This is a genomic window from Micromonospora sp. SCSIO 07396 (genome assembly GCF_053667945.1).
This window is the reverse complement of sequence record NZ_CM132210.1, coordinates 6,075,089-6,093,661: the sequence shown is the minus strand read 5'-3', so window position 1 is coordinate 6,093,661 and position 18,573 is coordinate 6,075,089. Positions and strand designations below refer to the sequence as shown.

Genomic DNA, 18,573 nt, shown 5'->3' with positions numbered 1-18,573 from the left:
TGCGGTGGGCCGGCCGGCGGCCAGGTGCGGTCAGGCCGTCGGGCCGTCCGACGGATCGGCCAGCGGGCCGGGCAGCGGGGCGGTGTGCAGCACCGACAACCGGGACACCGCCCGGGTCAACGCCACATAGAGGCGGTGCAGGCCACGCGGTTCGGCGGCCACGATCGCGGCCGGCTCCACGACCACCACGTGGTCGTACTCCAGGCCCTTGACCAGGGACGCGGGGACCACGGTGACCCGCGCCGAGGCCGCCACGTCGTCGGCGGTCGCGGTCGGCACCCCGGCCGCGGCGAGCGCCGACCGTAGCCCGTCCACCGCGTCGTCGGCGGCGATCACCCCGACCGAACCGTCGTGCCCGAGCGCCGTGCGCACCTCGGCCACCGTCGCCGCCGCCAGATCGGTCACGGTACGCACGTCGAGCGCGCCGTCGCGACGCAACGACACCGCCGGGGGTACGTCGACCGCCAGCGCCGGCAGCAGCCGGTTGGCGAACGCGACCACCACGGCCGGCACCCGGAACCCGACGCTCAGCGGCACCACCACCGCGTCCGGCTTGCCCAGGTGGGCCAGGGACTCCCGCCAGTCGGTGGCCGCCCACGGCGCGGTGCCCTGGGCCAGGTCGCCGAGCAGGGTGATCGAACCGTGCTCGCTGCGCCTGGCGATGGCCCGGCACTGCATCGGCGAGAGATCCTGCGCCTCGTCGACGACGACGTGCCCGAACCCGACGGGCCGTTCGATCAGCCCGGCCGCCTCGTCGATCAGCACCGTGTCGGCGGCGGTCCACCGGGTCGCCTTCGGTGTGCGGCCGAGCTTCGTGCCCACCGCCGGGCCGGCCCCCGACCGACGCCTGACCGACCCGGTGCCTGCCGGTCCGGTGCCGGTGGGTCCGGTGCCCGTCGGGTCGGTGGCTGCCGGGCCGCGCAGCAGGGCCTGCTCGGCGGGGGTGAGCAGGCCGTCGGCGGCGGTGGCGAGCACGGCCGGGTCACCGAGCACCGCGTGCACCAGCCCCTCCGGGGTGAGCGCCGGCCAGGCCGCGTCGAGGAAGTCGGTGACCGGGCGGGCCTTCCCCATCCGGCGCAGCCAGGCATCGCCCGGCGACTCGGCCCGGCGGGCCTCGGCCTGCCGTTGCAGCAACCCGACCACCCGGGCCCGCACCCGCTCCCGCCCGGTGTCGTACGGCAGACCCTCCCGACGGGTCTCCTCGACCACCAGATGCAGCGGCTCCAGGCCGATCCGCCAGCGGAACGACCCGTCCGACACCATGATCGGCTCGGTCGGCGGGGTGATCAGCTGGTCCGCCGCCCGACGCAGCACCTCGGCCATCCGGGGATCATGCTTGAGCGCGGCCACCGCCGGATCGTCGACCGCCCGGACGGGCACCCGGGCGACCAGGTCCTCCACGGTGGCCTGGGCCACCTCGACCTCGCCGAGGGCGGGTAGCACCGCCGCGATGTACGACAGGAACGCCCGGTTCGGTCCGACGATCAGCACCCCGGCCCGGCGCAGCCGTTCCCGGTGCAGATAGAGCAGGTACGCGGCGCGGTGCAGCCCGACCGCCGTCTTGCCGGTGCCCGGGGCGCCCTGGACGCAGATCGAGTCAGCCAGGTCGGCCCGGACCAGTTCGTCCTGCTCGGGCTGGATGGTGGCGACGATGTCCCGCATCGGCCCGACCCGGGGGCGTTCGATCTCGGCGGTGAGGATGCGGCTGGCCGTGCCCAACTCCTCGCCCCGGTCCAGGTGCTCGTCCTCGAAGCTGGTCAGCGACCCGGCGCTGAACCCGAACCGCCGTCGTACCGCGACACCCTGTGGGTCACGGGCGCTGGCCCGGTAAAACGATCGGGAGACCGGGGCCCGCCAGTCCAGCACCAGCGGTTCGCCCCGGTCATCGGTGACGTGCCGCCGGCCGACGTGGTAGCCCCGGCCGGCGTGCTCCGGGTCGGCGGGGCCGAAGTCCAGCCGGCCGAAGAAGAGCGCGGTGGTCGGGTCGTCGGCCAGCTCGGCGACCCGTCGGGCCAGGTGCCGGCCGAGCTGCTCGGCGGTGTACGCGTCCCCGGCGACCTTGTCGCCGGTGGCGAAGAGCGACTCGGCGCGGTCGCGCATCCGGCCCAGGGCCTGCCGGGAGGTTGCCAGGTGGGCCCGCTCGGCGGCCAGTTCTGTTTCGAGGTGTGCTTGTCCGGGGTGTGCTGGTCGGGGGTGTGCGCTGCCGCGTTCTTCGGTTGCGGGCACGGTGATCCTCTTGACGGTCTCGATCGGCTCGCCCGCGTATCCAGGAAGGGTCTCCTGGCGCGTGGGGACGTCCGCTGCGGTGGCTACCTCACCACGGCCGTCGAGCGGTCAACCACACTACGCCCCGCCCTCCCTCCCGCTCCACCCGGTTTTCGGCCGTCTGCGCCGGTCCGCGTGGCACCCTTGTGACAGGATTCGTCAGGAGGTGAGTCGTCGATGAGCGTAGCCGTGCTTGAGCATGTGGGTCCGTGGCGCGAGGACGAGTATCTCGCGCTCGGCGAGACCGCCGATCGGATCGAGCTGTTCGACGGGAGTCTGCTGGTGAGTCCGGCACCCACCACACGCCATCAGCACATCTCGCGACGGCTGGCCAATCTGATCGACCCGTCGGCCGACGAGGTCGGCCTCTGGGTCTACGAAGCGGTGAACGTTCGCCTCGCCACCGGTCGGATCTTCATCCCCGACCTCGTGGTGACTCCGATCGACGACGTCACCATCATCGACGCCTCGGACGTGGTGCTGGTCGGTGAGGTGGTCTCACCAGGCAATGCGGGCGCTGACCGGTTACTGAAGATGCAGCTTTACGCCGCTGCGCGGATCGGGTGGTACCTACTCGTCGAATCCGAGCAGCCGGATTCGGTGACGCTGCGGTTGTTCCGCCTCGACGGTGGGCACTATGTCGAGCATGTGGTGGCGAAGGGCGGCGAGACGCTGACCGCCGACGGCCCGTTTCCGTTCGAGATCGACACCCGCGCCCTGCTGCGTCGCCGGTGATGTGACGGCCCCTGACGGGGCGGCCCCGGGCGCTGGCCGGTGGTGCGGGCTTGGCCACTGTCCGGGACTCCCGGTGAGCCGGTACGGGCCGGCGGGGATACGGTCGGGGCATGGTTGAGCGCGTGGCACGTCCCCGGGTCGGGCACATCCAGTTCCTGAACTGCCTGCCGATCTACTGGGGGCTGATGCGTTCCGGCGCGCTGCTCGACGTCGACCTGCACAAGGACTCGCCGGACCGGCTCAGCGCGGCGCTGGTCGCCGGTGACCTGGACATCGGCCCGATCTCCCAGGTGGAATACCTGCGGCACGCCGACGAACTGCTGCTCCTGCCGGATTTGGCGGTGGGCAGCGACGGGCCGGTGCTCTCGGTCAACGTGGTCTCCACCAGGCCGCTGACCGAGCTGGACGGCCGCCGGGTCGCGCTCGGCTCGACCTCGCGGACCGGGGTGCTGCTGGCGCAACTCCTGCTCGCCGACCGGTACGGCGTCCACCCGGAGTACTTCCGCTGCCCGCCAGACCTGACCCAGATGCTGCTGGAGGCCGACGCCGGGGTGCTGATCGGCGACGTGGCGCTGCGTGCGCTCTACGAGGCGCCGGGTCGGGGGCTGGCGGTGACCGACCTCGGGCAGGCGTGGCGGGAGTGGACCGGGCTGCCGATGGTCTTCGCCGTCTGGGCGGTCCGTCGGGACTTCGCCGCCGCCCACCCGGGCCTGGTCAAGGAGGTGCACGAGGCGTTCCTGCGTTCCCGTGACCTGTGCCTGGCCGAGCTGGACCAGGTGGCCGAGGCGGCGGCCCGCTGGGAGCCGTTCGACGCGGCGACGCTGGCCACGTATTTCCGCGCCCTCGACTTCTCACTGGGCGGGCGGCAGGTCGCCGGCCTGCGCGAGTTCGCCAGGCGGGCGGCGGCGACCGGCGAGGCCCCCGCCCTGCCCGAGGGCGGCCCGGAGTTCTTCGCCGGCTGACCCGTCGACCCGGCTCCGGACCGGCCGGTTCGGGTCAGGTGCTGGGGCCGATCAGGGCTTCGGTGATCTTCTGGCAGTTCTTCATGCCGTACTCGTAGCCCAGGTTGATCGGGTAGCGGACCATCACACCCATCGTCCAGGTGTCGCCGATGGCCAGGCAGTTGATGTGCATCTCCTGCTCGCGGGTCCGGTCGATCCAGCCGTTCTTGATGGCGATCTTCTTCTGCTGGGCGGCCGGGAACGCCTTGCGGATGCCGAAGTCACCCGAGCCCCGGACCAGCCGCATCTCGTTGAGCAGCCACTTGGTCCACTCGGGGCCGGCGGCGCGACCGTCGGCGATGCAGTTGCCGAGCCGGGCGGCGTCGCGGGGGGAGAGGTTGGTCCGGCTCCAGCCACCGTCGGCGGCCACACTGCTGTCGGTGAGCTTGCACAGCGAGATCAGCCGCTTGATCGAGGCGGACCGGCCGACCCCGTTGTAGAACTGCTCGGCCCGGGTGTTGTCGCTGTCCCGGATGATCCGGGTGGCGTCGGCGAGCTTGGCGTCGCTCGGGGTCTGCCCGCTCTCGTCGGCCCGCCGCAGGTAGTCGGCGACGATCCACGACTTGATCAGCGAGGCGGTGGTGCTGGTCTCGGCCATGTTGTCCGAGCCGATGATCGCGCCGGTGCGGCGGTCCAGCACGCTCCAGGCGTACCAGCCCTTGATGTCGAGGTCGAGGTCCCGGTCCGCGAAGGGCAGCGGGGTGAGCGAGGGGGTCGGCGACGGTGCCGGGGTCGGCCGGCTGCGGCGGTCGACGGCCGACCCGGTGGACCGGGACTCGGTGGACGCGTCACCCCAGCGTGAGGCGGCGGTGGACTCCATCGGTGAGCCGGGGAGCAGCCGCAGCGAGACGAGCACCAGACCGGTGAGGACCGCGGCGACCGCGATGATCTTCAACGGTCGGTGGTCCCGTCGGGTGGAGCGGCCGGGCCGCCGGCTGCCCGGCATCAGAGCTTCCCGAGCGGCTGGGGCACCTTGAGTGCGGCACCGGGCTGCGGGGTGACCAGTTGGGTGGCGACGCTGGCGCACACCTTGGCACCATAGGTCAACTGCTGGCGTATCGGGTAGCGCATCATCACGGCGAGGCTCCACTTGTCGGTGACGGCGAGGCAGCTGACGTGCCAGTTGCCGTCGTAGCTGAGGGGGGTCCAGCCGTTCTTCATGGCAACCGGGCCCTGCTTGGTGATCTCGTCGGGCAGGCCGTCGATGATGCCCCACCGACCGCCGCCGGCGCGGGCCAGCTGCTTGCTCACGCTGCCCCGGACCTGGGCCATCTCGTTGAGCACCCACTTGGTCCAGTGGGGGCCGGCGGCCGTGCCGTCGGCGATGCAGTCACCGAGCCGGGCGGCGTCGCGGGGGGACATCCGGGTGAAGCTCCACCAGCCCTCGTAGCCGGAGACGTTGCCGGGCTTGGTGTCCTTGAGGCCGCAGGTGGTGATCGCCCGCTTGAGCACCGGGCCGGGCTGGCCGTTGTCCAGCGCCCGGTACGAGCCGCCCGACTTCGCGTAGATCCGGTTGGTGGCGTCGTCGTTGCTGTCCCGGATGGCCAGGCTCGCGTTCTTCAACATCGCTGCCGGTGGCTTCTGGTCGCCGAGCTCGCGCAGGTAGTCGGAGACGATCCAGACCTTGAGCATCGACTCGGTGGAGCTGGTCGAGGTCATGTTCTTCGAGCCGGAGAGCTGACCGGTCTTGCGGTCCTGCAGGGCCCAGGCGAAGAACTCCCCCTTGAAGTTCACGGTGACCGGGCCGGCGGCCAGGGTGGGTGCCGGGGGTGCGGTAGGCGCGGGCGCGGGCACCTTCTCCGCCGTGCCGCCGCCGGTACCGCCTGTCGGGTCGTCGCCGGCGAGCTTGGCGTACGCGGTCGGCACCAGCAGGCCGGTGCCGAGCAGCACCGCCATGACGGCGAGCACCATGATCACGCGAGATCGCATGCGTGGGTGAACTCCAGATGTCAGGCCGGGGGGACCGGCTGCTTCCGCGGGTGTCGGCTCGACCGCCGAGGCCGGGGGAATGGCCTGTGTCTCGCTGGCGATCGTCGGTAGCCGATCGGTGGTGACCGGGGAAGTCTACGTCCGGACAGCCGACTCGCCAGAATCCGACGCACGGCAAACTGCCGGTAAGTCGAGATAAAGGCACGGTTTGCGCCCCTTGTAGGTATTCATCTTTGATCAGTGACCCAAGTCATATCTGAGCAGGTGTCCTGGTGTCGACCGAGCGCATCCACCTGGTAACGGAAGCCGCTACTCAAATCCTGTTACACCCTCTGGTGTCATCGGAGGCGAGCTGTAACACTTGACGAATGTATGGCAACGACTTCGCCCCGGAGCAGGACACGCCCGGCGGTGGCCTGCTCGGTCAGGTCGAGGCCGCCGAGGCGGCGCTGCGCGAGGCGGCGGCCCGCGCCCGGGAGGGTGCCACCACGCCCGGTGCGGATCCGGCGGCGTACTTCGCCGACGTGATCGACGCCGACCAGAAGATCGAACCCCGCGACTGGATGCCCGACGCCTACCGGCGGACCCTGGTCCGGCAGATCGCCCAGCACGCCCACTCGGAGATCATCGGCATGCAGCCCGAGGGGAACTGGATCAGCCGGGCCCCCTCGCTCAAGCGAAAGGCCATCCTGCTGGCCAAGGTCCAGGACGAGGCCGGCCACGGTCTCTACCTCTACGCCGCCGCCGAGACCCTCGGCGTCAGCCGCGACGAACTGGTGGAGCTGCTGCTCGACGGCCGGCAGAAGTACAGCTCGATCTTCAATTACCCCACCCTCACCTGGGCCGACGTGGGCGCGATCGGCTGGCTGGTGGACGGCGCGGCGATCGTCAACCAGGTCCCGCTCTGCCGCTGCTCCTACGGGCCGTACGCGCGGGCGATGATCCGGGTCTGCAAGGAGGAGTCGTTCCACCAGCGGCAGGGCTTCGAGATCCTGCACACCCTGGCGCAGGGCACCCCGGCCCAGCGGGCGATGGCGCAGGACGCGCTCGACCGCTGGTGGTACCCGTCACTGGCGATGTTCGGCCCACCCGACGGTGACTCCACCCACTCCGCCCAGTCGATGGCCTGGAAGATCAAGCGGTTCTCCAACGACGAGCTGCGGCAGCGCTTCGTCGACATGTGCGTGCAGCAGGCGGAGGTCCTCGGCCTCACCATCCCCGACCCCGACCTGCGCTGGAACGCCGAGCGGCAGGCGTACGACTTCACCCAGCCCGACTACGACGAGCTGATGCGGGTGATCAAGGGGGAGGGCCCGTGCAACAGGCAGCGGATGGAACACCGCCGCCGCGCACACGCCGACGGCGCGTGGGTCCGCGAGGCCGCCACGGCGTACGCCGCGAAGCAGCGGGCCGAGTCGCAGCGGGAGAAGGTGGCCGCGTGAGCGAGCAGAACGAACCGCCCCGGGCCTCGGCGACCTCGCCGCTGTGGGAGGTCTTCGTCCGGGCCCGACGGGGCCTGTCCCACACCCACGTCGGCAGCCTGCACGCCCCCGACGCCGAGCTGGCCCTGCGCAACGCCCGGGACCTCTACACCCGCCGGCAGGAGGGCGTCTCCATCTGGGTGGTGCCGGCCGCGGCGATCACCGCGTCCAGCCCCGACGAGAAGGACGCCTTCTTCGACCCGGCCGCCGACAAGGTCTACCGCCACCCCACCTTCTACGAGGTGCCGGACGGGGTGGCCCACCTGTGAACGGCCCCTTCGACTTCACCCTCGCCCTCGGCGACGACGCGCTGGTGGCCGCCCAGCGGCTCGGCGAGTGGGCCACCCGTGCGCCCGAGATGGAAGAGGACATCGCGCTGGCCAACATCGCCCTCGACCAGCTCGGCGCGGCCCGCCTGCTGCTGTCGTACGCGGGGGAGCTGGAGGGCGCCGGCCGGGACGAGGACGCGTTGGCGTACCTGCGCGACGACCGGGAGTTCCGCAACTGCCTGCTGGTCGAGCTGCCCAACGGCGACTTCGCGGTGACCATGGTGAAGCTGCTGCTGCTCGCGGCGTACCAGGTGCCGCTCTACACCGCGCTGGCCGGCTGTTCCGACGAGCGGCTCGCCGCCATCGGCGCGAAGGCGCGCAAGGAGTCCGCCTACCACCTGGACCATTCCGCGCTGTGGGTGAAGCGGCTCGGCGACGGCACCGACGAGTCGCACCGGCGCGCCCAGGCCGCCCTGGACCAGATCTGGCCGTACCACCACGAGCTGTTCACGGCGGACCCGGCGGCCCCGGTCGACCCGGCCACCCTGCGGGCCGACTTCGACGCCGTGGTGCACCCGGTGCTGGCCGAGGCCACCCTGACCCGGCCGGAGACCGGCTGGACGCCGGGCGGCGGCCGGGCCGGCGTGCACACCGAGCACCTGTCCTTCCTGCTGGCCGAGATGCAGGTGCTGCACCGCGCCCACCCCGGGGCCCGGTGGTGAGCCGGGCGGGCCTGGGGTGGCAGCGGTGACCGACCCGAGGGCGGCCGTGGCGGCGGTGGTGGATCCGGAGATCCGGGTGATCACCATCGACGAGCTGGGCATCCTGCGGGCGGTCGACCGGGACCGGGAGACCGGCCGGGTGGTCGTCACGATCACCCCCACCTACACCGGCTGTCCGGCGATGGACGTGATCCGGGACGACATCCGGCGGGCGCTGGCGGTCGCCGGGTATCCCGACGCCGAGGTCCGCACGGTCTTCAGCCCCGCCTGGAGCACCGACTGGATCTCCGCCGACGGCCGGGCCAAGCTCGCCGCCGCCGGCATCGCCCCGCCCGCCCCGCGCGGCGACGGCACGGCGGTGCCGGTGACCCTGGCGGTGCGCTGCCCGCGCTGCGGGTCGCCGGAGACCGCACAGCTCAGCCGGTTCGGCTCCACCGCGTGCAAGGCGCTGTGGCGCTGCCGGTCCTGTTCCGAACCCTTCGACCACCTGAAGGCGCTGTGACTGTCACGATCTCCCGCCCGGTCCGTCGCCGGCCGGCCTTCCACCCGCTTGCGGTCGCCGCCGTGGACCGGCTCACCGACGACGCCGTGGCGATCACCTTCGCGGTGCCCGAGGAGCTGCGGGCGACCTTCGCGTTCTCCGCCGGCCAGCACCTGACCGTACGGCTGCCCGCGCCGCCGTCGGACGCGGCCGGCACCGGCGGCGGGCCCGGGGCCGGTGCGGACGTGCGGCGGTCGTACTCGATCTGCTCGACGCCGGACGACCTGGCCCGGCACGGCCGGCTGCGGATCGGGGTGCGGGAGATCCCCGGCGGCGCTTTCTCCAGCTACGCCTGCGGCGCGCTGCGGCACGGCGACACCGTCGACGTGCTGCCCCCGCTGGGGCACTTCACCAGCGCGTTCGCGCCGGACCGGGTGCGGCACTACGGCGCGGTGGCCGCCGGTTCCGGCATCACCCCGGTGCTCGCGCTGGCCGCGACCGCCCTGGCCGTCGAGCCGGCCAGCACCTTCACCCTGGTGTACGGCAACCGCACGGCCGGCACGGTGATGTTCGCCGAGGAGCTGGCCGACCTGAAGGACCGCTACCCGACCCGGCTGCACCTGGTGCACGTGCTGTCCCGGGAGCCGGGCGAGTCGCCGCTGCTGTCCGGCCGGATCGACGTCGACCGGCTGACCCGGCTGCTGGACACCATCGTGCCCGGCGACGCGATCGCCGAGTGGTTCCTCTGCGGCCCCTACCAGTTGGTGCTGGACGCGAAGGCGGTGCTGACCGGCCGGGGCCTGCCCGAGTCGGCGGTGCACACCGAGCTGTTCCACGTCGACACCCCACCGGAGCCGGTCCGCCGCAGCGGCGAGTCGACCGGCGGCGCGGAAGTGACCATCGTGCTGGACGGCCGGTCGTCCCGGTTCACGATGGGCCGCGACGAGCGGGTGCTGGACGCGGCGCTGAAGGTGCGCGGCGAACTGCCGTACGCGTGCAAGGGTGGGGTCTGCTCGACCTGCCGGGCGAAGGTGGTCTCCGGCGCGGTGACGATGGCCCGCAACTACGCTCTGGAGCCGGACGAGGTGGCCGCCGGGTACGTGTTGACCTGCCAGTCCAGCCCGACCACCGACACCCTGACGGTCGACTACGACGGATAGCGTCGCCGGCCGCGCCCCGCCCCGCCCCGGCGGGCGGGCCTGTTGTCTGTTGCGGGTCCTATGGAGCTGATGACGTCAGCGACTCACCCGGGATCGACCGATCTGCACCGGTTTCGCTGTTCCCGCGACCGGTCAGCCGGGGCGGAGGTGGGCGGTCCAGTAGGTGAGGTCGGAGTGGTGCTCGGTGAGGGCGACCCGCTCGCCGCAGGCCTCCTCGATCAGCTTGACCGCCTCGTCCAGGTGTGGCGGGTTGCCGTCCCAGTCGTCGTCACGGAACAGTTGCAGCCCGACCTCGCCCCGGTCGTCACCGAGGGCCTGCGCGCCCTCGGGTGACACCAGCACCACTGTGTAGCGGGCGGCCTCCCGCTCGGCCTCGCTGGGCGGCTCCGGCTCGTCCCGCCTGCGCCGCCGGAACCGCTCCACCACCGACGGGATCGGGCCGGGCGAGTCAGCCGGATCGTACGGCCGTAGCCAGGCGGGCTGTGGAATCTGCATGACGGCCTCCAAGCTGTGCACGGTCGATAGCAACGTTGCTGCTCATGCTTGCGCGAGATCGGTCGAGAGTCAATACTCAACGTCACTGCCCATGTCGCCACGGTGATGGTGTGGCGACACGGCCGCATGTTGCCGCCGAGACCGTCGGTCGGGCGGGTCACGGTGCGATCGGAAGGATCAGCATGGCCAAGGCGGGTCAGCCCACGGTGGTCGGCCGGGGGCTCGGTGGAGAACTGCGTGAGTTGCGGGACGCTCGTCGCCTGGCGCAACGGCGGGTGGCCATCCGGCTCGGCTGGCAACCGTCCAAACTGTCGCGGATCGAGAACGGCATCCAGGGCGTCTCAGCCGCCGACGTCGCGTCCCTGCTGGTGATCTACGGGGTCACCGGGGACGCGCGCAAGCGGCTGCTCGGGATGGCCGAGCGGTCGGCCGAGGTCGGCTGGTGGGAGGCGATCGGCGGGCTCTCCGAGGAGTCGCGCACCCTGATCCGGCTTGAGGCGGAGGCGACCGCCATCGTCAACTGGGAGCCGATGCTGGTGCCCGGCCTGTTGCAGACGGCGGACTACGCCCAGGCGGTGATGGTCGGCTGCGGGGTGCCGGCCGACGAGGCGCAGGGGCGGGTGGCCGCCCGGCTCGGCCGGCAGGCGGTCCTGACCCGGCCCACCCCGCCGACCCTGCACGTGCTGCTCGACGAGATGGTGTTGCGCCGGGCGCTCGGCGGGTCCCGGGTGATGGCCCGGCAACTGCGGCATCTGGTGGAGGCGACCGACCGGCCGGGCCTGACCCTGCGGGTGGTGCCGCTGGCCGTGGGCGGGCACACCGGGCTGGACGGGTCGTTCGCGCTCTTCGACTTTCCGCGCAACCGGTCGGTGGTCTTCCTCGACCACAAGCTGACCGGGCTGTTCCTGGAAGAGGCCGCGCAGGTGGCGCACTTCCGGCGGGAGGTGGATAGGCTGGCGGAGGTGGCACTGAGCCCCGTCGATTCGGTGGAACTCGTTGCGCGGTACGCAACGGAGCACGAGCGAGAGTGAGCCTCGGATGATCATCCCCGACTTCTCCGGTGTGGCCTGGCGCAAGTCGACCCGCAGCGGCTCCAACGCCAACTGTGTCGAGGTGGCCGAGGTGGCTCAGGTGGTGGGCGTACGCGATTCGAAGGATCCGGCCGGGCCGGTGCTGGCCTTCGACCGCCGGTCCTGGGGCGCGTTCGTCGCCCATCCGCCGGTGCGTTCCGGGTTCTGACGGCGGCTGTGGGCGGTTGAGGGGTGGGGGTGCGTGATCACATTGCCTTTTTGGGCATCTTCATCGGCGTGTCTTCTCCCTTTTCCCAATCGGATCTTGAGTTTTGGGTCGGGGCGCGGCGGCGGTGTCGGCGGACGAAGGTCGGGTGGATGGTGCGCCGTTCCGGGCGGTCGAACTGATCGTGGGAACTGCCGGCCGCCGGTCGACGCGACCGAGGCGAAGCCGGCCGACCGGAGTCGCGGCGCGGGCATCGGTTCGGGCGAACCGTTCGCGTTCTTTGACTTCTGTGCACCCGGTTGATGGTCATCCTCGACGGGGTGGTGGGCAGGTGGCAGCCGGCTACGTGCTGACCTGCCAGGCCAGCCCGGTGACCGAAGCGCTGACGGTCGACTACGGCGGGTGACGGTGGGTAGGTCGGTATCGGGTCCCGGTGGGCGGACTGTGCCGCCGCCCAACGCAGTGGTGACCGGGCTCGGATCCTGGGATTGACGGAGCCAGCCGGGTGTCGGTTTGGAGACAACCCAGGCGTCTGGTGGGTCAGCCGGGCCATGGATGTGGCAGTCGGGTGTACGACTGAGGGACGGCCGTCGCGCCCATTGCCGCTGATCGGGAATGGTCTGCCGGCGTAACGGGCCGGGACGGGAGAGCCGGCGTGTCCGGTCTCCGGCGGCGAAAATCAGATCGGCGTACACATGTCAACAGTGGTGAAGAACCATGCCCGTTCGGCCATTCCTGCCCCGTACCCTCGCACGATGTTTTTCATTGACGCGTCTCGCTAGGGTTCTCCGGCAATCAAACGCTGTGTCCCAAGGCGCACACTCTGGGCGATGTGATCGGAGAGCGCGTGACGCTGAGTGAGAAGACGGCCCGTGGCAACGAGCCGTTGTCGGCGCTTGAACCTCAGCGTGAGACCGTAGGCCCGACTCGTGGCCGGCTGCGGAGCCTCGGACGGCGGATAGCCGATCTGGGTCCCTTCGCGCTCATCTTCGCGACGTACAGCCTTCTGGTCGATCACCTGCCCAATCAGTGGTTCAGCCAGGACTGGGTGCGTTATGCCTTTGCCGTGCTGGCCGCCCTCTGTATGGGGATCACCCTCAAATGGCTCGTCCAGCGACCGGGGCTGCAGAGATTCGTGGGCCCCTCGTTGGCTGCCGGCACGATGCTGCCCGGGGCCCGGGAACCGCGGCCGAGGTCGTTCGTCTCCGCACGGCAGATCATGGAGGGCACCCGGAGCCGGCTGATGGCCGATCTGCGTACCGCCAGCGGGACCCGGGGTGAGGTTTTCGGGTGGTCGCAGTTCATGGGGGAGCAGGTCCCGCCGAGCGCCATCGGGACGTCGTACGGCCTTCGTATCGCCCTCGCACTGGACCTCAGGGAGGCGCGGCTCGACCGCCGGCGGTTGGTGGACAACGTGGTGGCGCTACAACGGCCGGCAGGGGGTTGGGTCGCCCGCTCCCAACAGGATGTCGCCCGACCGGAAGTCACGGCATGGGTGCTCACCGCACTCGTACGAACCGGCCTGGATCCCGCCATCCGCTCCGAGTTGGTGGGACAACTCGAACGCATGATGACGCCGGAGGTCGACGGTGTCGGCTGGCAGCGCGTGACGGTTCTCAGCTCGGCGATCTCGGCGCTCGCCGAGGTTGCGCCCGCCTCGGCCAAGCTCGATGAGTTGACGACCCACCTGGTGGAGGGCGCCGTCCGGCAGCAGGCGGAGGGGGAGCCGGCCTGCATGGCCTGGGGCATGACGGTGAACCACGGAAGTGCGCCATCCGTACCGCACACCGCGAGAGCCGTGGTGGCTCTCCGCAAGGCCGCTCAGGCGGTTCGCGGTGACCGACGGGAGAAGCTCGACGAGTGTGTGGACGCGGGCATCGAATGGCTGATCCGAAACTCCCACTACGACGTCACTGACGAGCAGCTACGGCGGTTGACCAGTGCGGGCGACGCGATGGACACCATCATCGTCGGCCACTTCACGCCGGCCTGGGTGGCGCGGGCGCTCATGTGTCGCGCGGTCGATGAGCGGCGCCTGCCGCACCTGCAGCAGGCGGTCAGGGCAGTGCTCGACCTTCAAGAGAATGGGGTGTGGAAGTGGAAAGAGGAGCGAAAGGAGCCCACGTGGATGACCTATCAGGGGGTGCTGGTCGTACGGGACTACTCGATGCTGAATCTGCCCTGGCCACCTTGACCGATCGGATCCGGGTTGCGACCTGGAACGTCCGGGAGGGATTGCCCGCCGCCAGTGACGACGTGACCCGTCGGCCGGAGGCGCTGGCCGAGATGGTCGATCTCGTCAACGAGTTCGACATCGACGTGCTTGCCCTGCAGGAGGTGGACTTCACGACTGAGGGCGAGTCGGAGGTCCTGTCGGCGCTGCTCACCAGAACGGCGTTGCAGTATGCGGCCACCCTGCCGCTCTCCGAGTCGTCGTTCGAGCAGGGCAAGCGGGCGGGTGTCGCCATCGCCAGCCGCTACCCGGTCAGCCGGATCGGTGGAGTCGTGCTGCCCAACCCGCAGCTTTCCGCCACCAGGGGCCGCACCGTCATGGCGCTGCACGACAAGGGAATGGTGTCCTGCACGCTCGATTTCGGGTTTACCGAGGTGACCGTCGCCTCGCTGCATTCATTCCCCTTCCACCGGTTTGGTCGGGACGCTCGCGAGCCGGCGTTCTCCGGAATATGGAAGTCGGTGTCGGCAGCACTGCCCCGGTCTGTCGGGGGGCAGGTGGTCATCTGTGGTGACTTCAACACGGAGGATCGCGACCTGGTGCTGGGCTCGATGGCGAGCCCGATGGTGCGGGCGTTCGGCGAGATGGCGACGCACAACGGGATGGCGATCGACGACATTCTCTTCTCGGCCGACCTGTCGCGAGGTGCCGAGCCAAAGCTGGTGACCAATTTCTCGGATCACGAACTATGTGTGGTGGATCTCGTGTCGAGGTGGTGACATGTCGTCGCTCGTGCTGGACACAAACTCGATGTCGGCTGTTGAGCGGCAGATCATGGCGGCACTCGCCGACAGTGCGGGGCAGCCGTCCGGGTCCGCCATCAGCATCCTGCGAGGGCTGGGACGGCCGGAACGGTTGAGTGCCCTGCTCACCGAGTTGCTGGACGACGACTCCCGCGCGGACGCGGTGGCCGCTCGTTCGCATCCGCATGCTCTCGGCTTCGACAAGTTCATTCTGGCTACCTTCGGTGAATTCGGCCAGTTGCGCATGCACGTCTGGTGGCCTGGGCGGCCCAGGATGCGCGAACATGTCCACGATCACCGCTTCGACTTTTCCTCGGTGGTGGTCGCCGGTCGACTCGACTGCCGCTACTACCACCCGGCCAGGAGCGGAGCGGTCCTCACCCGCTACCGGGAGTCGAGCCGGGATGGCGAGTCGGCCTGGCGTTTCGACCTCGTGGACGTGGTGTCCGTACGGGAGACCCTGGCAGTCCAACTCACACCGGGCTCGTCCTACTCGATGCCGTACGACCTGCTGCACCGGGTGGAGGCGGCGTCGACCACCACCGTCACCCTCATGCTCCAGGGACGGCTGTCGCGTGACTGGTCGTCGGTCCTGGTGGACACCACCGAGACAGTGCCGGCGCGGGTGGGTCGGCGCACCTTCGACATCGAGGAGATGCGTGGCAGGTTGATGGCGCTGAGAAGTCATCTCGCCGCCTGATGGCGTGCGGAGCCACGGGCAGGTCACCCGGACGGGCCCGTCGGCCAGCGCCGGGCGAGGTGGGGGGCCTCCCGGCGCGCACCGGGCGCCGGTGGGGTGCTTGTCACCCGTCGCCGGTGCTGTGCGGAACCGGAGGGCTGTCCGGCGTACGCTCGGGTTGTGACGGCGAACCGGGAGATCGACGACATCCTGCAACGCGGCGCTGACGGCGGGCGGATCACGCCCGAGGAGGCGCTGCTGCTCTACACCGAGGCGCCCTTCCACGCCTTGGGCGAGGCGGCGGACGCGGTACGCCGGCGGCGCTACCCGGACAACATCGTCACCTACCTGATCGACCGCAACATCAACTACACCAACGTCTGCGTGACGGCGTGCAAGTTCTGCGCCTTCTACCGGGCCCCCAAGCACGCCGAGGGCTGGACCCACCCGACCGAGGAGATCCTGCGTCGCTGCGGCGAGGCGGTCGAGTTGGGCGCCACCCAGGTCATGCTCCAGGGCGGCCACCACCCGGACTACGGCGTGGAGTACTACGAGGAGCTGTTCTCCTCGGTCAAGAAGGCGTACCCGCAGCTCGCGATCCACTCGATCGGGCCGAGCGAGATCCTGCACATGGCGAAGGTCTCCGGCGTCAGCCTGGACGAGGCCATCGCCCGGATCAAGGCCGCCGGGCTGGACTCGATCGCCGGCGCCGGGGCCGAGATGCTGCCGGACCGCCCGCGTAAGGCGATCGCCCCGCTCAAGGAGTCCGGCGCGCGCTGGCTGGAGGTCATGGAGTTGGCCCACCGGCAGGGTCTGGAGTCCACCGCCACGATGATGATGGGCACCGGCGAGACCAACGCCGAGCGGATCGAGCACCTGCGGATGATCCGCGACGTGCAGGACCGCACCCGGGGGTTCCGGGCGTTCATCCCGTGGACGTACCAGCCGGAGAACAACCACCTCAAGGGCCGCACCCACGCCACCACCCTGGAGTACCTGCGCCTGGTGGCGGTGGCCCGGCTGTTCTTCGAGACCGTGCCGCACCTGCAGGCGTCCTGGCTGACCACCGGCAAGGACGTCGGCCAGCTCGCCCTGCACATGGGCGTCGACGACCTCGGTTCGATCATGCTGGAGGAGAACGTCATCTCCTCGGCCGGCGCGCGGCACCGGTCCAACCTGCACGAGCTGATCGGCATGATCCGTTCGGCGGACCGGATCCCCGCCCAGCGGGACACCCTCTACCGGCGGCTGGCGGTGCACCACACCCCCGCCGACGACCCGACCGACGAGCGGGTGGTGTCGCACTTCTCCTCGATCGCCATGCCCGGCGGTGGTGCCGGCCGTACGCTGCCGCTCGTCGAGGCCCGCTGAGCTGCCCCGACCGTCACCCCGAGTAACTGGTCGGGTCGTTGCGGTGACTGGCTGAACGGGTCTGGGTGTCGGCCCAGGGGATATTCGTGGTCGCCGTTCGGCCGAGGCGGCGCGGGACCAGCCCCCACAAGACGCGGCAATTGGGGCGGCGTGCGGCACGCTGGGCGGATATTCCGCAGCCGGCGCTACGGCGCGGGGGTTGGCGCGGCGCGGCGGTGCCCGCTAACGTGCGCTCGACGTACCTCCGCTGACCGCCTGCGGCGAGCGGATGACGAGTGTCGTACGTCCTCCATCGGCCCGGGAGGGCCGTTCATATAAAACGGGGGCGGGACGGGTGACCGTCCCGCCCCCGCTCCTCCTCCGTTCGGCCCCGTCTGGGACAAAAACGCACGTCACGGCTGGCGTACCGGCGTCGATCTCGGATAACGTCCGCTCGGTTCGCCACATCAGCCCCACCTTTCCCAGCAGTCCCTAGCCCCCCGGGGGATCGATGACTCTGTTCCACCGCTCGGCCCTGGCCCGCCTCGGCGCCGTGGCCCTGCTCGCCGTCGGTGGCCTGGCCACCGTCGCCGCCCCGGCCAGCGCCGCCGATCAGGCGCAGCTCGACCTCGTCCCACTCAGCTCCCAGCTGGCCCTGGGCGTCAAGGAGGCCAAGGCCAAGCCGTTCAAGTTCTCCGTGCAGAACGTCCGCGGCACGGTCGACGCCAAGAACGTGAAGGTCACCGTCGAGACCGCGGGCCTGAAGCCCAACAAGGTCGGGGTGCTCAAACCGGACGCCTGCGACGTCAGCGGCACCGCCTTCACCTGCTCCCTGTCCGACCTGGGGGGCACCACCGACGACATCGCCGCCGGCACCACCGAGGAGTTCGGCATCCCGCTGTTCGGCACCGACTCGCGCGGTAAGGCGGGCGTGCTGAAGGTGACCGTGAGCGGGTCCAACACCACGTCGGACTCGGTCGACCACGACATCATGGTCGTCAAGCCCGGCTACGACCTGACCACCTGGGTGCAGGACGTCTACGCCGACGTGGTGGTCGACGGCGACGAGGCCGGCGAGAGCGGACTGACCGGCGTCAAGCCCGGCGGGACCGCCCCGCTGGACTGGGCGGTCTACAACGGCGGCAGCCGCCGCGCGACCGGCGTCTTCTACGGGATCGCCCTGCCGGAGGGCGCCAGCTTCGTCGACCTGCCGGAGAGCTGCGTCACGCAGGACCTGGGTGGCGTGGTGGCGTACTGCGAGGACTCCGGCGCGGTGCTGCGGCCGGGCGAGTTCTACACCGCCGACGTCCGGATCAAGGTCGGCACGGGCGTCACCGAGAAGGTGCTCACCCCGGGCGTCCTGTTCGCCGCCGGGCTGACCGAGGCCGAGGGCACCCCGGAGGAGGAGCCGCAGGTCGCCAGCAAGGCGCAGCGCAAGGTCTTCACCGAGACCGACGACGGTGACAACACCTCGTTGTTCGACGTGTTCGTCGACCTGAGCACCGGCCCGAGCCCGAGCCCCAGCCCGACCGGTGAGCCGAGCCCGAGCACCAGCGGTCAGCCGAGCCCGAGCACCAGCGTCAGCCCGACGACCGGTGGCGGCACGGGTGGCGGCGACGGCGGTCTGCCGGTGACCGGTGCGCAGGCCACCCTGATCGGTGGCATCGGCGTCGTCGTGCTGCTCGCGGGCGGCGCGATGCTGATGCTCGCCCGTCGGCGTCGGCTGGTGCTGGTGGCGCCGGGCGACGAGAAGCCGCGGAGCTGACCGGAGGCAGGTTTTCCGCACCACGGCAG

Annotated in this window: 18 protein-coding genes; 14 read left to right on the top strand and 4 right to left on the bottom strand. The window is 70.8% G+C overall.

The genetic code is table 11. From position 1 onward, the window contains the following. Positions 1-30: 30 nt before the first annotated feature. Positions 31-2,226: a HelD family protein gene (locus tag ACWCHM_RS26705; RefSeq protein ID WP_454220287.1), complete on the bottom strand. Its 2,196-nt coding sequence runs from the start codon at positions 2,224-2,226 to the stop codon at positions 31-33. Positions 2,227-2,442: 216 nt separating this feature from the next. On the opposite strand from ACWCHM_RS26705, the gene ACWCHM_RS26700 reads away from it, so the two are divergent. Together ACWCHM_RS26700 and ACWCHM_RS26695 are read left to right on the top strand one after the other, a co-directional pair. Then, a complete protein-coding gene (locus ACWCHM_RS26700; protein WP_281901219.1) occupies positions 2,443-3,000 on the top strand; it encodes a Uma2 family endonuclease in 558 nt (185 codons plus the stop codon). A gap of 110 nt (positions 3,001-3,110) precedes the next feature. Next, on the top strand, positions 3,111-3,962 hold the full coding sequence (locus ACWCHM_RS26695) for a menaquinone biosynthetic enzyme MqnA/MqnD family protein (RefSeq protein ID WP_422753744.1): 852 nt from the start codon (positions 3,111-3,113) through the stop codon (positions 3,960-3,962). Positions 3,963-3,996: 34 nt separating this feature from the next. Here the strand turns inward: ACWCHM_RS26695 and ACWCHM_RS26690 are convergent, their stop codons facing one another. Further along, positions 3,997-4,947, bottom strand: coding sequence for a serine hydrolase (locus ACWCHM_RS26690; protein WP_281901217.1), 951 nt, complete (start codon positions 4,945-4,947; stop codon positions 3,997-3,999). Beyond that, complete coding sequence (locus ACWCHM_RS26685) at positions 4,947-5,930, bottom strand: hypothetical protein (RefSeq protein ID WP_204958651.1); 984 nt, start codon at positions 5,928-5,930, stop codon at positions 4,947-4,949. Before ACWCHM_RS26685 ends, ACWCHM_RS26690 begins: the two co-directional genes overlap by 1 nt. Before the next feature lie 368 nt (positions 5,931-6,298). Here ACWCHM_RS26685 and paaA point away from each other — a divergent pair, with 368 nt between their 5' ends. The 5 genes from paaA to paaE are packed head-to-tail and all read left to right on the top strand — an operon-like array spanning position 6,299 to position 10,043. Then, positions 6,299-7,372, top strand: a complete 1,074-nt coding sequence (gene paaA / locus ACWCHM_RS26680; RefSeq protein WP_454220286.1) for a 1,2-phenylacetyl-CoA epoxidase subunit PaaA — start codon at positions 6,299-6,301, stop codon at positions 7,370-7,372. Then, positions 7,369-7,680, top strand: a complete 312-nt coding sequence (gene paaB / locus ACWCHM_RS26675) for a 1,2-phenylacetyl-CoA epoxidase subunit PaaB (protein WP_204958653.1) — start codon at positions 7,369-7,371, stop codon at positions 7,678-7,680. Before paaA ends, paaB begins: the two co-directional genes overlap by 4 nt. Then, entirely contained in the window at positions 7,677-8,402 is a 726-nt protein-coding gene (gene paaC / locus ACWCHM_RS26670) for a 1,2-phenylacetyl-CoA epoxidase subunit PaaC (RefSeq protein ID WP_454220284.1), read from the top strand. The genes paaB and paaC overlap by 4 nt, the downstream gene beginning before the upstream one ends. Before the next feature lie 25 nt (positions 8,403-8,427). After that, on the top strand, positions 8,428-8,904 hold the full coding sequence (gene paaD / locus ACWCHM_RS26665) for a 1,2-phenylacetyl-CoA epoxidase subunit PaaD (RefSeq protein WP_421489636.1): 477 nt from the start codon (positions 8,428-8,430) through the stop codon (positions 8,902-8,904). Continuing rightward, positions 8,901-10,043 (top strand): 1,2-phenylacetyl-CoA epoxidase subunit PaaE, encoded by a 1,143-nt coding sequence (gene paaE / locus ACWCHM_RS26660; protein WP_454220283.1) that lies wholly within the window; start codon positions 8,901-8,903, stop codon positions 10,041-10,043. Before paaD ends, paaE begins: the two co-directional genes overlap by 4 nt. A gap of 132 nt (positions 10,044-10,175) precedes the next feature. On the opposite strand, the gene ACWCHM_RS26655 is transcribed toward paaE, so the two are convergent. Further along, positions 10,176-10,538, bottom strand: coding sequence for a hypothetical protein (locus ACWCHM_RS26655; protein ID WP_421489634.1), 363 nt, complete (start codon positions 10,536-10,538; stop codon positions 10,176-10,178). A gap of 182 nt (positions 10,539-10,720) precedes the next feature. On the opposite strand from ACWCHM_RS26655, the gene ACWCHM_RS26650 reads away from it, so the two are divergent. The 7 genes from ACWCHM_RS26650 (at position 10,721) to ACWCHM_RS26620 (ending at position 18,544) form a co-directional block, all read left to right on the top strand. Further along, a complete protein-coding gene (locus ACWCHM_RS26650; protein WP_421489633.1) occupies positions 10,721-11,569 on the top strand; it encodes a helix-turn-helix domain-containing protein in 849 nt (282 codons plus the stop codon). Positions 11,570-11,576: 7 nt separating this feature from the next. Beyond that, complete coding sequence (locus tag ACWCHM_RS26645; protein ID WP_421489632.1) at positions 11,577-11,777, top strand: DUF397 domain-containing protein; 201 nt, start codon at positions 11,577-11,579, stop codon at positions 11,775-11,777. A gap of 844 nt (positions 11,778-12,621) precedes the next feature. Next, on the top strand, positions 12,622-13,968 hold the full coding sequence (locus ACWCHM_RS26640; protein ID WP_454220282.1) for a hypothetical protein: 1,347 nt from the start codon (positions 12,622-12,624) through the stop codon (positions 13,966-13,968). After that, complete coding sequence (locus tag ACWCHM_RS26635) at positions 13,965-14,726, top strand: endonuclease/exonuclease/phosphatase family protein (RefSeq protein WP_421489630.1); 762 nt, start codon at positions 13,965-13,967, stop codon at positions 14,724-14,726. Before ACWCHM_RS26640 ends, ACWCHM_RS26635 begins: the two co-directional genes overlap by 4 nt. 31 nt (positions 14,727-14,757) lie before the next feature. Next, entirely contained in the window at positions 14,758-15,450 is a 693-nt protein-coding gene (locus tag ACWCHM_RS26630; RefSeq protein WP_454220281.1) for a hypothetical protein, read from the top strand. 159 nt (positions 15,451-15,609) lie between these two features. Next, the gene (gene mqnC, locus ACWCHM_RS26625; protein ID WP_454220280.1) at positions 15,610-16,800 is read left to right on the top strand and encodes a cyclic dehypoxanthinyl futalosine synthase; all 1,191 of its coding nucleotides are present in this window, start codon (positions 15,610-15,612) and stop codon (positions 16,798-16,800) included. Positions 16,801-17,290: 490 nt separating this feature from the next. Then, the gene (locus ACWCHM_RS26620; protein WP_454220278.1) at positions 17,291-18,544 is read left to right on the top strand and encodes an LPXTG cell wall anchor domain-containing protein; all 1,254 of its coding nucleotides are present in this window, start codon (positions 17,291-17,293) and stop codon (positions 18,542-18,544) included. Positions 18,545-18,573: the final 29 nt, after the last annotated feature.

Coding starts and splice junctions, on each gene's coding strand:
- ACWCHM_RS26630 (WP_454220281.1), top strand. CDS start 14,758: ATGTCGGCTGTTGAGCGGCAGATCATGGCGGCACTCGCCGACAGTGCG.
- ACWCHM_RS26645 (WP_421489632.1), top strand. CDS start 11,577: ATGATCATCCCCGACTTCTCCGGTGTGGCCTGGCGCAAGTCGACCCGC.
- ACWCHM_RS26620 (WP_454220278.1), top strand. CDS start 17,291: ATGACTCTGTTCCACCGCTCGGCCCTGGCCCGCCTCGGCGCCGTGGCC.
- ACWCHM_RS26655 (WP_421489634.1), bottom strand. CDS start 10,538: ATGCAGATTCCACAGCCCGCCTGGCTACGGCCGTACGATCCGGCTGAC.
- paaA (WP_454220286.1), top strand. CDS start 6,299: ATGTATGGCAACGACTTCGCCCCGGAGCAGGACACGCCCGGCGGTGGC.
- ACWCHM_RS26700 (WP_281901219.1), top strand. CDS start 2,443: ATGAGCGTAGCCGTGCTTGAGCATGTGGGTCCGTGGCGCGAGGACGAG.
- ACWCHM_RS26690 (WP_281901217.1), bottom strand. CDS start 4,947: ATGCCGGGCAGCCGGCGGCCCGGCCGCTCCACCCGACGGGACCACCGA.
- ACWCHM_RS26685 (WP_204958651.1), bottom strand. CDS start 5,930: ATGCGATCTCGCGTGATCATGGTGCTCGCCGTCATGGCGGTGCTGCTC.
- ACWCHM_RS26695 (WP_422753744.1), top strand. CDS start 3,111: ATGGTTGAGCGCGTGGCACGTCCCCGGGTCGGGCACATCCAGTTCCTG.
- ACWCHM_RS26650 (WP_421489633.1), top strand. CDS start 10,721: ATGGCCAAGGCGGGTCAGCCCACGGTGGTCGGCCGGGGGCTCGGTGGA.